The sequence below is a fragment of the Paenibacillus sp. BIHB 4019 genome (assembly GCF_002741035.1).
Classification (GTDB): Bacteria; Bacillota; Bacilli; order Paenibacillales; family Paenibacillaceae; genus Pristimantibacillus.
In genome coordinates this window covers 6,148,554-6,163,512 of sequence record NZ_CP016808.1, presented here as the reverse complement: position 1 = coordinate 6,163,512, position 14,959 = coordinate 6,148,554, and the positions used below count along the sequence as shown (strand labels likewise).

The window sequence follows — 14,959 nt, the reverse complement described above, 5'->3', positions numbered from 1 at the left end:
CCGTGCAACCATTGGAGTATAAGGGCGTACAGGAGACGCTTTATCGTGAAGTGCTGGATAATGGGCTTGAAGTCATAGTGCTGCCTAAAGAGGGCTTTCATAAAACCTACGCAACATTTTCGACGAAATATGGCTCCGTAGATAATTGGTTTGCAGTCGGCGATGAGGAAGCAGTCAAAGTTCCCGACGGTATTGCCCATTTTTTGGAGCATAAAATGTTCGAGGAGCCAACTGGCGATATTTTCGCTACGTTTGCTTCCCAAGGCGCTTCAGCGAACGCTTTTACGAGCTTCGACCGTACCGTCTATTTGTTTTCGGCGACGGAGCAAATTCCTGCCAACTTAGAGACGCTCATTAATTTCGTGCAAAATCCTTATTTCACCGATGCGAATGTGGACAAGGAAAAAGGCATTATTGAACAGGAAATCAATATGTACAAGGATAATGCGGATTGGCGCGTTTATTTTGGGCTTATTGATGCGCTGTACCACACCCATCCGGTTCATATTGATATTGCCGGCACTGTAGAGTCGATTTATCAAATTGACAAGGAAACGCTGTATCAGTGCTATGAAACCTTCTACCATCCATCCAATATGCTGCTGTTCGTCGTTGGCGGCGTAGATGCGAAGGAAGTATTTGAGCTTGTAAGGCGCAATCAAGCGGCCAAAAACTTCAAGCCGCAGGGCGAAATTCGCCGTTTATTTGAGGATGAGCCGACCTCGGTCAAAACGCCGCACAAAGTAACGAAGCTACCGGTATCGCTGCCTAAATGCATGTTTGGTTTTAAGGAGAAAAACACAGGGCTATCCAGCGAAGAGCTGCTTCGTCAGGAAGTTACTTCCAAGCTGATGCTGGACGTATTGTTCGGGCCAAGCTCCGCTTTGTATGAAGAGCTATATGAAAGCCAGCTTATTTCCGATTCCTTTGGAACCGAATATAATGCAAATCCCGGTTATGCATTTTCGGTGCTTGGCGGAGATACGCCAAATCCAAAGCAGCTTCTGGCTCGTGTTAAGTCTGCTATTGAGCAAGCGCTTGAGAGTGGACTCGATGAAATCGCCTTTGAACGCTCAAAACGAAAAAAAATCGGCGGTTACTTGCGGATGCTGAACTCCCCTGAATCCATCGCTGGCGAATTTACACGCTACCGCTTCCGCGACAGCGATATGTTTGATGTACTGCCGCTATATGAAAGCTGTACGCTTGAGCAGGCAAATGAGCGCCTGCGCGAGCATTTTGATTTTAATCAGCTGGCGGTATCGATAGTGGAGAAGCCTGAGGCGTGAAGACGCTGGGGGAGATGACTGTGCTTATAACAGGGGGAAGCCGTGGCATCGGCGCCGCAATTGCGCGGCGCTTCGCGGCGGAAGGCATGAATGTCGTCATCCATTATTTAAACGCCCACGAGGCGGCAAATGAAACAGCAAGAGAATGCTTGCAGCTTGGCGGTGATGCCATGACTATTACCGCTGATTTGCGCTCCAAGGAGCAGCTGCTGCGCATGCGAGACAAGCTTGAGGCACATAACCGAATGCCGGATATACTCGTCAACAATGGCGGTGTTGCGCATTATGGCATGCTCATGGACGTATCGGAGGAAGAATGGGACGACCTGATGGCTGTCAATTTGAAGGGAATGTTTTTGTGTAGCCAAATTTTTATGCCGCGCATGATTGAAAATCGTTTCGGCCGAATTATTAATGTTTCCTCCGTTTGGGGAATATCTGGCGCCTCCTGTGAAGTGCTGTATTCCACTTCCAAGGGAGGGATGAACGCTTTCACGAAAGCTTTGGCTAAGGAATTGGCGCCGTCGGGCGTTACAGTCAATGCGGTTGCTCCTGGAGCGGTAAATACCGAAATGATGGATGGATTCAATGAGGATGAGAAATCGGCATTGGAGCAGGAAATTCCGCTGGGCCGCCTTGGCCAGCCGGATGAAGTTGCTTCGCTCGTTTATTTTCTCTCGCTGCCGGAATCTTCCTACATTACAGGTCAAGTCATAAGTCCGAATGGCGGCTGGCATACGTAAGGAAAAATGCTGTTTTTTGATGGCAAATGATCCGCATAATCTGCCTCGTATCGAAGCAAAATAATGACTGTTGATGATTCTTCACAAAACAAGGAGGCGAAGAAAAATGTCAACCGTTCTTACAAACTTCGATACGTGGAAGCAGTTTTTGGCTGACAAGGTGCAGCATGCGAAGCAAATCGGAATGAATGATGAGGCCATCACCAGCCTGGCCTTCGAAATCGGTTCTTTTCTCGATGAAAAGGTCGATCCGAAAAATGAGGAGCAGCGCGTATTGAAGGAACTGTGGGATGCAGGCGACGATTCCGAGCGTAAAGTTCTAGCCTGCCTCATGATAAAGCTGGTACAAAAGGCGTAATCCGCTACATGTTATTCGCAGAAAAGCCTCCCGCACGGAGGCTTTTCTGCGAATATGAATCATAACCGCAAGCACTGGCCGTTATCTTTTCAATAGTTTTGATGTGAGGTTGCAGGATTGTGGCGAAAATTGTAGAATAAGATTTTGACGGACAACAGGAAATGTACGGTCAACAATGTGCTGGGATGGTGATTAGGCTGGAATCAAAACAATGGTATATGGAATATAAGATACATAAGAACAGGCCAGGCTTGCTCGGCGACATAGCTTCTTTGCTTGGTATGCTGGAAGTTAATATAATGACGATAAACGGTGTAGAAGACCGGACGCGCGGGATGCTGCTGCAAACCGATGATGAAGAAAAAATCGTGCTGCTCGGCAAAATGCTGAAAAAAGTTGATAATATTACAGTGAACAAGCTGCGGACGCCAACTATTGTAGATATTTTAGCTGTGCGCCATGGAAGATATATCGAACGGGATTCTGACGATCGCAAAACATTCCGTTTTACCCGTGATGAACTGGGTATCCTCGTTGACTTTCTTGGCGAAGTGTTTAAACGCGAAGGCAATCAGGTAATAGGTTTACGTGGCATGCCGCGCGTAGGAAAAACGGAATCCATCATCGCTGGCAGCGTATGCTCAAATAAACGGTGGGCGTTCGTTTCTTCAACGCTTCTCCGCCAAACGGTAAGAAGCCAGCTATCGGAAGAAGAAATGAACGAAAATAATATTTTTATCATTGACGGCATTGTGAGCACGATTCGTTCCAATGAGCGCCATCATGCCTTGCTGCAGGAAATTATGGCTATGCCTTCGACGAAGGTCATTGAGCATCCCGATATTTTTATTAAAGAGTCCCAATATGATCACAGCCATTTTGATATTATTATAGAGCTGCGCAATACGCCGGATGAGGAAATTACGTACGAATCGTTTACTGCAAATTACTCGGATGATTTTTAAGTTGAAAGGAGGAAGCAGGCATGTCTAATCTTGGAGCGCTGCTCCGCAAGGCGCGTGAAGAACGCGGGCTGACGCTTGACGATATTCAGGAAACGACGAAAATTCGCAAACGCTACCTCGAAGCTATCGAGAGCGGCGATCACAGCGTGCTGCCGGGAAGCTTCTACTTGCGGGCCTTTGTGAAAAATTATTGCGAAGCTGTAGGGCTTGATACCGAAGAGGTGCTGCGCCTGCACGAGAAGGAAGTACCGAATACCATTACAGAAACATTAACGGAGCCTGTTACCACAAGGCCTCCCAGACGGGTACAGTCTGTCGGTTCTGACCGTATTGGCAAGCTCGGCTTTAATGTGATGATGTGGTCATTTTTGATTTTGATTGTGGCAGTCGTATGGATTTTCGTCATTAATCAAAAAGACAAACCGTCTGATATGGTCGATCAAGGTACGAAAATTACCGATGAATCTGCACCGCCTACGCCAACGCCGGAAGCTGGAGCGTCAACGGGCGCTGTTGCACCTACGATTACACCATCTCCTACACCGACAATTCAGGAGGATGTGACGGTTACTTTTTCATCGAAAATCGGCAAGGTCGACCATTATGATGTAGGTCCAGGAACGGCCGTGCACAAGCTGGAAATCAAGGTTGCCGGCGGAAAGAGCTGGATGGAAGTCCGTGAAGGCGGCTCAAAAGGCAGTGCGCTGCTATCGGAAAATGCAAATGACGGCTCGACGCTGAGCTTTGAATTGACGCAGCCGTTATATATCAATGTGGGCCGCGCCGATTTAGTCACGATTTCAGTTGATGGCGTGCTTGTTCCCGATGGGGATCGTGCAGGCTCGAAAAAAATCCAGTTGAATCCTGCGGCATCGGCGAATGCAGGCAGCCCGGAAGCGACTGGTTCGGCTACGCCATAATACGGATAAAAGCTATTTTATAGGGGAGTGGAGTTACATGTCTTCAGAAAGTTCATTTGATATTGTGTCCAAGGTGGACATGCAGGAGTTAAACAATGCGATTCAGCAGGCGGAGCGTGAAATTGAGACACGCTTTGATTTTAAAGGCAGCAAAAGCAGCATTAAGCTGGAAAATGAAGAGCTGGTTCTCGTCTCTGACGATGAGTACAGATTGAATAGTGTAATTGATATTTTGCAATCGAAAATGATTAAACGCGGCGTGCCGATCAAAAATATGGATTACGGGAAAATTCAGTCAGCTTCAGCCAATACCGTTCGTCAGCATGTTAAGCTTAAGCAGGGCATTGATCAGGAGCATTCCAAAAAAATTAATATTTTGATTCGCGATTCGAAGCTTAAGGTGAAAAGCTTGATTCAAGGCGATCAAATTCGCGTAAGCGGCAAAAGCCGTGACGACTTGCAAGCTGTTATGAACTTGCTGCGCGGTGCTAACTTGCCGATCGAGCTGCAATTTACAAATTATCGTTAACCGCATGTGGCGGTATTGAAGTCCTCTTTTTTCGCTTTTGGCGAGAGAAGGGGGCTTTGTTAAACCTGTTTTTCTTCATTTTGACACCAGATTAAACAATGTATTATACTTGATAAGATAGTTTCGCGGAAGGGATCTGGGGAGACGCAGATGACAGAACAGGTGATTGCAATGATGGGCAATGGCAGGACGGATTTTGTTTTATTCGGGGAGGATGAGGTATGAATCTCGCCAATAAAATCACGCTGGTTAGAATTATTTTAGTGCCGATTATTATGGTTTTCCTACTCGTTAATATGAATGTGGGCTCAGTTGTATTTGATGACTATTCCATTACATATAACCAGATTATTGCGGCGATTATTTTTATTGTGGCAGCGAGTACGGATGGTTTGGACGGGTATATCGCCCGTAAGAACAAAATCGTAACTAACTTAGGCAAGCTTCTCGATCCTCTCGCTGACAAGTTGCTTGTTGCGGCGGTTCTGATCTCCCTCGTGGAGATGGATAAGCTGGCTGGCTGGATTGCCATCCTGATTATTAGCCGTGAATTCGCCGTTACGGGACTTCGTCAAATTGCGCTGCTTGAGGGCAGTGTTATGGCGGCCAGCAACTGGGGCAAATGGAAAACAGCTATACAAATTACGATGATTATCTCGCTTTTGCTTAACAATTTCCCATTTGCCTTCATCTCATTTCCATTTGATTTGATTGCAAGCTGGGTCGCAGTTGCGATTACGCTTTATTCCGGAATTGATTATTTTGTGAAAAATAAACATCTAATACCGGTTGAATAACGATGAAACGCGCTTTGCCGTTTTTTGAAGAGCATCTTTCCTGTTTCGGGAAGGATGCTTTTGCTTAAAATATAAGCATTTATAATGGGCTTATATTTTATCGCGAAATGGCGCTGCCATTACCTAAAGGAGGATGAATAGCATGAAAGCAGAAATTATTGCAGTAGGTACAGAATTGCTGCTCGGACAGATTGTAAATACAAATGCACAGTATTTGTCCCAAGAGCTGGCCGCGCTAGGCATTGATGTTTATTTTCAAACCGTAGTCGGGGATAACCCTGAGCGTATTCGCAAAGCGATCGTGACAGCGAGAGAACGCGCTGACCTGCTCGTGTTTACGGGCGGTTTGGGACCCACGCTTGATGATTTGACGAAGGATGTGCTGGCTGCTTATTTGAGCCGCGGTTTATCCTTGCACAAGCCTTCCATGGATAAAATCGAAGAGCTGTTCAGCTCAAGAGGCGTACATATGGTTGAAAGCAACCGCAGGCAGGCATTGTCTATCGATGGCAGCGTGCCGCTGCACAATGCGGCGGGACTTGCGGTAGGCAACGCTCTGACGGAGGATGGCACGCATTATATGCTGCTGCCGGGACCTCCGCGGGAAATGAAGCCGATGATCGACGGGCCAGGCAAGGAATGGCTGCGGACGCTGCTCGGGCATGAGCAGCCTCTTTATTCGCGGTTGCTGAAGTTTGCAGGCATTGGGGAATCCAACTTGGAGGCTAAACTGCTCGATCTAATCGAGGCTCAGGTTGACCCGACCATTGCTCCTTATGCGAAGGAAGGCGAGGTAGCTATTCGCGTTTCGACGAAGGCGGCCACGCAGGCAGAGGCCGACGGCAAGATTGATGCGACAGTGGAGCAGATTATTGAACGCATTGGAGAGCATCTATACGCCCAAGAGGACATTCCGCTGGAGGAGGCGGTCATAAGACTGCTTCGCGCTAGCAGACGCAAGCTAGCTAGTGCTGAGAGCTGCAGCGGCGGTCTGTTAGCTGAGTTGATTACGAGCGTGCCTGGGAGCAGTGGTGAATACACGGGCGGTGTTGTAACGTATACGAATGAAATGAAGCATGCGCTGCTTGGCATACCTCTTGCGCAGCTAGAGGGCGAAGGGGCTCCTGGCGCCATAAGCGAATCGACAGCTGCGCTAATGGCTGAGCGGGTGCAGCAGCTTGCAGACAGCGATTTCGGCGTGTCTATTACAGGTGTTGCTGGCCCTGCGGAGAGTGAAGGCAAGCCGGTAGGGCTTGTTTATATAGCTATTGCCGAGCGTGGCAAGGAGACGATGGTTTATCCATTGCAATTAAGCGGCAGCCGGACGATTATTCGCGTTCGCGCTGTAAAAACATTGCTGTACCGTTTGTGGCTTGCTATTCAAAACTAACTATATAAGAGTTCTTCGACCAAAATTTGGCGAAAGCTGTTGCTTTTTGCTGTAAACGGGCGTATACTGAACTCAACTTACGGAAGAACCGTGGCGAAGATAACTTTGCTGCGGTTTTTTTTGTTTAGTTACAGTTATTTAAAAGTTGCATGCCTTCCGTCGGCTTCACAAAAAAAACGAATGTATGTTCGAAAAAGTGCTTGGCAAAGGGTCGGAAAAAGGTTATCATTATATTATAAATAACGAAGGATGTGAGTTGATTGGCTGATCGTCGTGCTGCGTTAGATATGGCTATGCGTCAAATTGAGAAACAATTCGGCAAGGGCTCTATCATGAAACTAGGGGAATCAACACATATGCAAGTGGAGGTCGTGCCGAGCGGCTCGCTTGCTTTAGATATCGCACTTGGAATCGGGGGTTTCCCGAGAGGACGTATTATTGAAGTATATGGACCGGAATCATCTGGTAAAACGACCGTTGCGCTTCATGCGATTGCAGAAGTTCAACGTGCAGGTGGACAAGCTGCCTTTATCGATGCGGAGCATGCACTTGATCCGTTATATGCAAGCAAGCTGGGCGTTAATATCGATGAATTGCTGCTTTCCCAGCCAGATACAGGGGAGCAAGGGCTGGAAATCGCAGAAGCGCTCGTTCGTAGTGGCGCGGTTGACATTGTTGTTATCGACTCCGTTGCAGCACTTGTACCTAAGGCTGAGATCGAAGGCGATATGGGTGACTCGCACGTTGGTTTGCAGGCACGCCTAATGTCACAGGCACTTCGCAAGCTTTCCGGAGCCATCAGCAAATCGAAGACGATTACGATCTTTATTAACCAACTGCGTGAGAAAGTCGGCGTCATGTTCGGTAACCCTGAGACGACACCAGGTGGACGCGCTTTGAAATTTTATTCCAGCGTACGTCTTGATGTCCGCCGGATTGAGACATTGAAGCAAGGCAATGATATGATTGGTAACCGTACACGTATTAAAGTTGTCAAAAACAAAGTGGCTCCGCCGTTCAAGCAAGCCGAGGTTGACATTATGTACGGTGAGGGCATTTCCAAAGAGGGTACGCTCGTGGATTTGGGCGTGGAACTCGATATTGTACAAAAAAGCGGTGCATGGTTCTCTTACAATGGCGAGCGCCTCGGTCAAGGCCGGGAAAATGCTAAGCAGTTTTTGAAAGACCATGAAGATATTGCCGACGTCATTGATAAGCAAATTCGTGATGCCAGCAACTTGGTAGCGACTGCTACTCAAGCGACAGGGCTTGGTCAAGAAGAAGAGGACGAAGACGATTTTGATGAGTCTGAATTGGACTAATACGCTCAATTAGTAGCGAAATGGATAAAGAGTGATGATGACGCCGTTCCTTTCTAGGGACGGCGAACTTGTTTTATTTAGCATTTATAACTAGTTGCAAAACGTAACATGGAGGGCCTATGATTGAAATCAGAGCGGTTGAGAAAGACAGCAAGCATCGAAGCCGCTATCTTATATTCGCGGAAGGCGAAGAGCCGATTTTATCGGTTCATGAGGATCTGTTGATCCGCCATACACTGTTTAAAGGACAACTTCTTACAGAGGCGCAAATAGAGGAAATTGGCAGCGAGGACGAGCGCTATCGCGCTTATGCGATGGCTGTTTATTATTTGGGTTTTAAGCCGCGGACAAGCAAGCAAATAGAGCAGTATCTGAAACGGAAACTAATTGCTGAGGATCATATAAATTACACCATTGAGCGTTTAGAAAAGGAACATATTGTGGATGATGAACAGTATGCGATGCAATTTGCCGCTCAGCGAATGAAAAGCAGCCAGAAGGGCAGGCGTTACATTCAGCAGGAATTGCTGCAGCGGGGTGTGTCGAAAACAGCTGCGCTTGCCGCTACTTCGGCAATTGACAGTGAAATGGAGCTTGAAACAGCTATTGCTACCGCTTCCAAAAAATGGCGAACGATAAAAGGCGAGCCGTTTGAGCGCAGACGCAAGCTGGCAGCTTTTTTAATACGAAGGGGCTTTCCTGTAGACATTATTAAAGCCGCAGTAAAATCAGCGGAAGAGAATGCATAATCAATAAAGCAAAAAGATCACGTTGGGCTTTTGCTTGACAATTGATTTTACCAAAAGATAAAATGAATTTGTATTCCTTCCACATCAAATCTATTTTCCTTCCAAAAATTGATTTGAGAAGATTATTTTCGGCAAGTTGTTAGAAGATGAAAACGGTATGGAAACCGACTAAAATCAAATATCATTCCAAGCGTTTGCTTTTGTGAATGCAACGAGGAGGTGAACAAGAGGATGAATCCTATTTGGACGATCTTGATCAGTCTCGTTGTTGGCGTTATTTTCTTTGGAGTTGGTTATTTTATTCGAAAGTCGATTGCCGAAGCCAAAATTTCCAGTGCTGAGCAGGCTGCTATCCAAATCGTAGAAAATGCGAAAAAAGAAGCAGAAGCGCAGAAAAAGGAAACGGTGCTGGAAGCGAAAGATGAAGTCCACAAACTTCGTACCGAAGCTGAAAAAGACATTCGTGAACGTCGTAATGAGGTTCAGCGACAGGACAGACGTTTACTCCAGAAAGAGGAGTCGTTGGATAAAAAATTAGAAGCGCTGGAACGCAAAGAAGAATTAGTTGCCAACAAAGAGAAACGGATCGATGAAACCCAAGAACAGATTGATACCATCTATAAGCAGCAGCTTAGCGAGCTGGAGCGAATTTCCGGCTTGACGATGGAAGGTGCGAAATCGATTATTTTGTCTAATGTTGAACAGGAAGTACGACATGAGACAGCGCAGATGATCAAGGAAATCGAGCAGCAGGCTAAAGAAGAAGCAGATAAAAAAGCACGTGATATTATATCGCTCGCTATCCAACGTTGTGCGGCTGATCACGTAGCAGAAACGACTGTATCAGTCGTCTCCTTACCGAATGAGGAAATGAAAGGCCGCATTATCGGACGCGAAGGTCGTAATATCCGCGCTCTGGAAACATTGACCGGTATCGATCTTATTATCGACGATACACCGGAAGCGGTCATCCTGTCCGGCTTCGATCCTATCCGGCGTGAAATTGCCCGAACTTCACTTGAGAAGCTTGTCGCTGACGGACGTATCCATCCTGCTCGTATTGAAGAGATGGTTGAGAAATCACGCAAGGAAGTGGACGAGCGTATCCGTGAATACGGTGAGCAAGCTACTTTTGAGGTGGGTGTGCATGGCTTGCATCCTGACTTGATTAAGATTTTGGGAAGACTCAAGTATCGGACAAGCTACGGTCAGAACGTGCTCAAGCACTCCATGGAGGTTGCTTACTTGACTGGACTTATGGCTGCCGAGCTGGGCGAGGATATTACTCTCGCGAAGCGTGCAGGCTTGCTGCATGACATCGGTAAAGCACTTGACCATGAGGTTGAAGGCTCGCACGTTGAGATTGGCGTTGAATTAGCCAAGAAGTACAAAGAACATCCTGTTGTTATTAACAGTATCGCTTCCCACCATGGCGATTGTGAAGCCACGTCGGTTATCGCAATGCTGGTTGGTGCAGCTGACGCCTTGTCGGCAGCACGTCCAGGCGCACGCCGTGAGACGCTCGAAACGTACATCAAGCGTCTGGAGAAGCTGGAGAATATTTCGGAGTCATTCGATGGTGTTGAGAAATCGTATGCCATCCAGGCCGGCCGTGAAGTACGCGTTATGGTACAGCCTGAGAAGATTGACGATACAGAAGCATTCCGACTCGCTCGCGACATTACGAAGAAGATTGAAAGTGAGCTTGATTATCCAGGCCACATCAAAGTCACCGTTATTCGTGAGACACGGGCTGTGGAATACGCGAAGTAAACAGCATAGCAACGCGGAAAAGTGGCTGCCCTGCAGCCACTTTTCCTGTCTGAATAGGTAAAAGGAAGTGAGCAGCAATGAACGTATTATTTATTGGAGATATTGTTGGAAGTGTAGGGCGTGCAGCCGTTAAGCAGGTGCTTCCAGCGCTTAAATCGAAATACAACCCGCATATTATTATCGTAAACGGCGAAAATGCAGCGGCCGGCCGGGGCATTACAAAGAACATTGTCAATGAGCTGTTTGAATGTGGTGTTCATGGGATTACGATGGGCAATCATACTTGGGATAACAAAGATATTTTTGACTGGATAGATGATGAGCCCCGTATCGTAAGGCCTGCGAACTTTGCGGAAGGAACGCCAGGACAAGGCATGGCGATTATTAAAGCGAACGGCAAGCAGCTTGCCATTATAAATTTGCAGGGAAGAACGTTTTTGCCGCCGATTGATTGTCCGTTTCGCAAAGCGGATGAGCTAATCGAGGAGGCGCATGAAACGACGAAAAATATTTTGGTCGATTTTCATGCGGAAGCGACTTCGGAAAAAATTGCAATGGGCTGGCATTTGGCTGGTCATGCTTCTGTCGTTGTAGGGACACATACACATGTTCAGACGAATGACGATACGATTTTGCCAGGCGGCACAGCCTACTTGACGGATGTTGGCATGACGGGTCCGAAGGACGGTGTGCTGGGGATGGAGCGCAATGCGGTGCTGCATCGGTTTATGACCCAAATGCCTACACGTTTTGTCGTGGATGAAGGCAAATGGCATTTGCATGGCGTGTCGATCCAAATCGACGATGCGACAGGCGAAACGACCAAATTCCAAAAAATTAGACTTGTAGAAGAAGATTGGCTGCTCATGTAGCAGCTTTTTTTTGTTGAAAGTTTTGATAATTCAGAACAGTTCGTTAATTTCGGCAATAAAAGCAGGAATTTTTCTACCTCTCTCGAATACTATTGCTAGTAGTGGAATCCATCCATCATTCCCGAGGAGGTACATTTTTATGGATGTATTAAAAGTTTCAGCAAAGTCCAATCCAAATTCCGTTGCAGGTGCGCTGGCCGGAGTTTTACGTGAACGCGGCGCCGCTGAATTACAAGCTATCGGGGCGGGTGCACTAAATCAAGCAATTAAGGCAGTTGCGATTGCGCGAGGATTTGTTGCTCCCAGCGGGGTGGATTTAATTTGTATACCAGCATTTACAGACATCGTGATTGATGGCGAGGATCGGACAGCGATTAAGCTCATTGTTGAGCCTAGATAAGCGCTTAAACGAAGCCTTAAGTCGTTAGAGAAATGTAGAAAAATGTTCATATGTAACGCCTGCCTACAATCGCGTAAGCAGGTTTTTTGCTTTATAGTGACATATGTTGTTGTGGGATAAAACAAATAAATGTTATGATTGCCCTAGCATGTTGCAGGTTAAGGCACATGATCCTTGTTGCAAGGAAAGCAGATCAATAAGCGAAGGGAAGTAAAAGCAATGACACAAAAACTAGTACCTGTAGGGGTATCGGCACGCCATATTCATTTATCTCAAGAGCATGTCGCGATTTTATTTGGAGAAGGCTACGAGCTGACGGAGGCGAAAGCTCTCTCTCAGCCAGGACAATATGCAGCAAATGAAACGGTTGCCGTAATCGGACCGAAATCTTCTTTTCCTAAAGTAAGAATTCTTGGACCTGTCCGCAAGGCGACGCAGCTTGAAGTTTCCCGCACGGATGCTTTCTCGATTGGCGTAAACCCGCCTGTTCGCGAATCCGGTGATATTAGCGGTTCGGCTGGCATTACGCTGAAAGGGCCTGCTGGCGAAGTGACGATTGAGGAAGGCGTTATCGTTGCAGCGCGCCACATACATTTCCACACGAGCGATGCTGAAAAATGGGGCATTGCCGACAAGCAAAAGCTGAAAGTGCGTTTTGGCGGAGATCGTGGCGTCGTATTTGAGGAAGTGATCGCCCGTGTATCCCCAGATTTCGCATTGGACATGCATATTGATACGGATGAAGCGAATGCTGCTGGCATTAAAAACGGTGATACAGCTGAAATTGTCGGCTAATCATCCTTTTTCCAAGATACAGCTTGTGAAGCAGCTGTACTGGGATCTTCTCATTTTTTTGAAACGGATAGCAGCTCCTTCGCTGCTATCCGTTTTTTTGATTTTTTCAAGCAAATAAGAAGGCGTTTTCAAGATTTGTTGGAAAAAATAGAGCATTAGCAGCAACAGTAATGGATTCGATGGACTTATATGTGTTATAATTTCTTATTGATGTTTAAACACGGGTGAGCACAAGGATATAAGGATGTGACTAAAGCATGACAAAGGGGAATTCAGCGGATTTGAAAGCCGCTAATAAAGATAGGGATTACTCGAAATATTTTGATTTCTCTGATGCGAAGGTGCTTAGCGAGGAAGACGGCAAAATCACCTATCGAATTAAAGGACGCAATATTCAAATCAATGCTGCTCCGAACCACATGGAAGAGAAAAAACGGGGCAAAGAGGATATAGAGGTTCATTACGATTTTTCCATACCGGAGGAATTCCGGACGCTGGGCAAAGGCAAGTTTTATTTGATTCAAACGTACGGCTGCCAAATGAATGAGCATGACACGGAAGTTATGAAGGGCATGTTCGAGGAAATGGGCTATACGGCGACGGAGGATCGGACTGAAGCGGATGTGGTGCTGCTGAATACATGTGCAATCCGGGAAAATGCCGAGGATAAAGTGTTCGGGGAGCTCGGGCATCTTAAGGTGCTGAAGCAGCAGAAGCCGGGCTTGCTGCTCGGTGTATGCGGCTGCATGTCGCAGGAGGAATCGGTTGTCGGACGTATTTTGCAAAAACATTCCTTCGTCGATATGATTTTCGGTACCCATAACATTCACCGTTTGCCGTTCCTGCTGCAAAATGCCTATTTCAGCAAAGAGATGGTTGTCGAGGTGTGGTCCAAAGAAGGCGACATTATCGAGAACATGCCGAAGAAACGTGAAGGCATGCGGGCTTGGGTTAACATTATGTATGGGTGTGATAAATTTTGCACTTACTGCATTGTGCCTTATACAAGAGGCAAGGAACGCAGCCGCCGTCCGGAGGACGTCATTGCCGAAGTAAGGGAGCTGGCAAGACAGGGCTTCAAGGAAGTGACGCTGCTTGGGCAAAACGTGAACGCTTACGGCAAAGATTTTGAAGATATAGCGTATCGCTTTGGCGACCTCATGAACGATATGTCTAAAATCGACATTCCGCGTGTTCGTTTTACAACGAGCCATCCTAGAGATTTTGATGATCATCTCATTGAGGTGCTGGCGCAGCGGGGCAATCTGGTCGAGCATATTCATCTGCCTGTTCAATCGGGCAGCACGGAAGTGCTTAAACGGATGAGCCGGAAATATTCGCGTGAAATGTATTTAGAGCTTGTGGGTAAAATTAAGGCGGCTATCCCGGATGCTATGCTGACCTCTGATATTATCGTCGGGTTCCCTGGCGAGACGGATGAGCAGTTCGAGGATACGCTCTCGCTCGTTCGCGAGGTGGGCTTTGATTCAGCCTACACCTTCATCTACTCGCCGCGTGAGGGCACGCCAGCTGCCGGTATGGAGGATAATGTTCCACTTGATGTCAAGAAACGTCGGCTGCAGCGTCTTAATGATTTGCTGAAGCAGATGAGCCTGGAGAGTCATGAACGGATGATTGGCACGACAATCGAGGTGCTGATTGAAGGTGAGAGCAAAAATAACGCAAATGTGCTAGCTGGACGTACACGTACGAACAAGCTCGTTCATTTGGAAGGCCCGCAGGAATGGATTGGCCAGCTCATTCAAGCGAAAGTAACAGAGGCGAAAACCTGGTATATTAAAGCAGAGCCTACAGGTACTGAGCTGCGCGAAGCGGTTGTACTCTAAACGAAATAGGTAACAGCAAGGCGATAGAGGTTTACACTTGAAATATAGGGAATGATAACCTAACGCTATCCTTAATCTATATTTCTACGTGAAACGGCAGCTTTGCCGCCAAAGGCCGGCTTCAGCCGTTTACACTTGAAATATAGAAAAGGATAACCTAGCGCCATCCTTAATCTATATTTCTACGTGAAACGGCAGCTTTGCCGCTAA

The 14,959-nt window shown here is 47.0% G+C and carries 15 protein-coding genes; all 15 read left to right on the top strand.

What is annotated here, in order from left to right:
- The first annotated feature begins 2 nt into the window (after positions 1-2).
- Complete coding sequence (gene yfmH / locus BBD42_RS26640; RefSeq protein WP_099520631.1) at positions 3-1,289, top strand: EF-P 5-aminopentanol modification-associated protein YfmH; 1,287 nt, start codon at positions 3-5, stop codon at positions 1,287-1,289.
- 14 nt (positions 1,290-1,303) lie between these two features.
- Positions 1,304-2,032: an elongation factor P 5-aminopentanone reductase gene (ymfI, locus tag BBD42_RS26635; protein ID WP_099521827.1), complete on the top strand. Its 729-nt coding sequence runs from the start codon at positions 1,304-1,306 to the stop codon at positions 2,030-2,032.
- 106 nt (positions 2,033-2,138) lie between these two features.
- Positions 2,139-2,390: a DUF3243 domain-containing protein gene (locus tag BBD42_RS26630; RefSeq protein WP_056038091.1), complete on the top strand. Its 252-nt coding sequence runs from the start codon at positions 2,139-2,141 to the stop codon at positions 2,388-2,390.
- Positions 2,391-2,587: 197 nt separating this feature from the next.
- A complete protein-coding gene (locus tag BBD42_RS26625; protein ID WP_046230848.1) occupies positions 2,588-3,355 on the top strand; it encodes a DUF3388 domain-containing protein in 768 nt (255 codons plus the stop codon).
- Positions 3,356-3,375: 20 nt separating this feature from the next.
- The gene (locus BBD42_RS26620; protein ID WP_099520630.1) at positions 3,376-4,275 is read left to right on the top strand and encodes a helix-turn-helix domain-containing protein; all 900 of its coding nucleotides are present in this window, start codon (positions 3,376-3,378) and stop codon (positions 4,273-4,275) included.
- Positions 4,276-4,312: 37 nt separating this feature from the next.
- A complete protein-coding gene (locus BBD42_RS26615; protein WP_046230783.1) occupies positions 4,313-4,804 on the top strand; it encodes a YajQ family cyclic di-GMP-binding protein in 492 nt (163 codons plus the stop codon).
- 221 nt (positions 4,805-5,025) lie between these two features.
- Positions 5,026-5,601 (top strand): CDP-diacylglycerol--glycerol-3-phosphate 3-phosphatidyltransferase, encoded by a 576-nt coding sequence (gene pgsA / locus BBD42_RS26610; protein WP_056038085.1) that lies wholly within the window; start codon positions 5,026-5,028, stop codon positions 5,599-5,601.
- 142 nt (positions 5,602-5,743) lie between these two features.
- Positions 5,744-6,991, top strand: coding sequence for a competence/damage-inducible protein A (locus BBD42_RS26605; RefSeq protein WP_056038082.1), 1,248 nt, complete (start codon positions 5,744-5,746; stop codon positions 6,989-6,991).
- A 260-nt stretch (positions 6,992-7,251) separates the two neighbouring features.
- Positions 7,252-8,313: a recombinase RecA gene (gene recA / locus BBD42_RS26600; RefSeq protein WP_056038078.1), complete on the top strand. Its 1,062-nt coding sequence runs from the start codon at positions 7,252-7,254 to the stop codon at positions 8,311-8,313.
- Positions 8,314-8,432: 119 nt separating this feature from the next.
- Entirely contained in the window at positions 8,433-9,062 is a 630-nt protein-coding gene (locus BBD42_RS26595) for a RecX family transcriptional regulator (RefSeq protein WP_099520629.1), read from the top strand.
- 231 nt (positions 9,063-9,293) lie between these two features.
- Complete coding sequence (rny, locus tag BBD42_RS26590; protein ID WP_046230788.1) at positions 9,294-10,835, top strand: ribonuclease Y; 1,542 nt, start codon at positions 9,294-9,296, stop codon at positions 10,833-10,835.
- A 77-nt stretch (positions 10,836-10,912) separates the two neighbouring features.
- The gene (locus BBD42_RS26585) at positions 10,913-11,707 is read left to right on the top strand and encodes a TIGR00282 family metallophosphoesterase (RefSeq protein WP_046230789.1); all 795 of its coding nucleotides are present in this window, start codon (positions 10,913-10,915) and stop codon (positions 11,705-11,707) included.
- Between the two features lie 139 nt (positions 11,708-11,846).
- Positions 11,847-12,107, top strand: a complete 261-nt coding sequence (locus BBD42_RS26580) for a stage V sporulation protein S (protein ID WP_025335291.1) — start codon at positions 11,847-11,849, stop codon at positions 12,105-12,107.
- A gap of 219 nt (positions 12,108-12,326) precedes the next feature.
- Positions 12,327-12,902: a phosphate propanoyltransferase gene (locus BBD42_RS26575; RefSeq protein WP_056038071.1), complete on the top strand. Its 576-nt coding sequence runs from the start codon at positions 12,327-12,329 to the stop codon at positions 12,900-12,902.
- A gap of 257 nt (positions 12,903-13,159) precedes the next feature.
- Positions 13,160-14,749 (top strand): tRNA (N6-isopentenyl adenosine(37)-C2)-methylthiotransferase MiaB, encoded by a 1,590-nt coding sequence (gene miaB, locus BBD42_RS26570; protein WP_099520628.1) that lies wholly within the window; start codon positions 13,160-13,162, stop codon positions 14,747-14,749.
- Positions 14,750-14,959 lie beyond the last annotated feature (210 nt).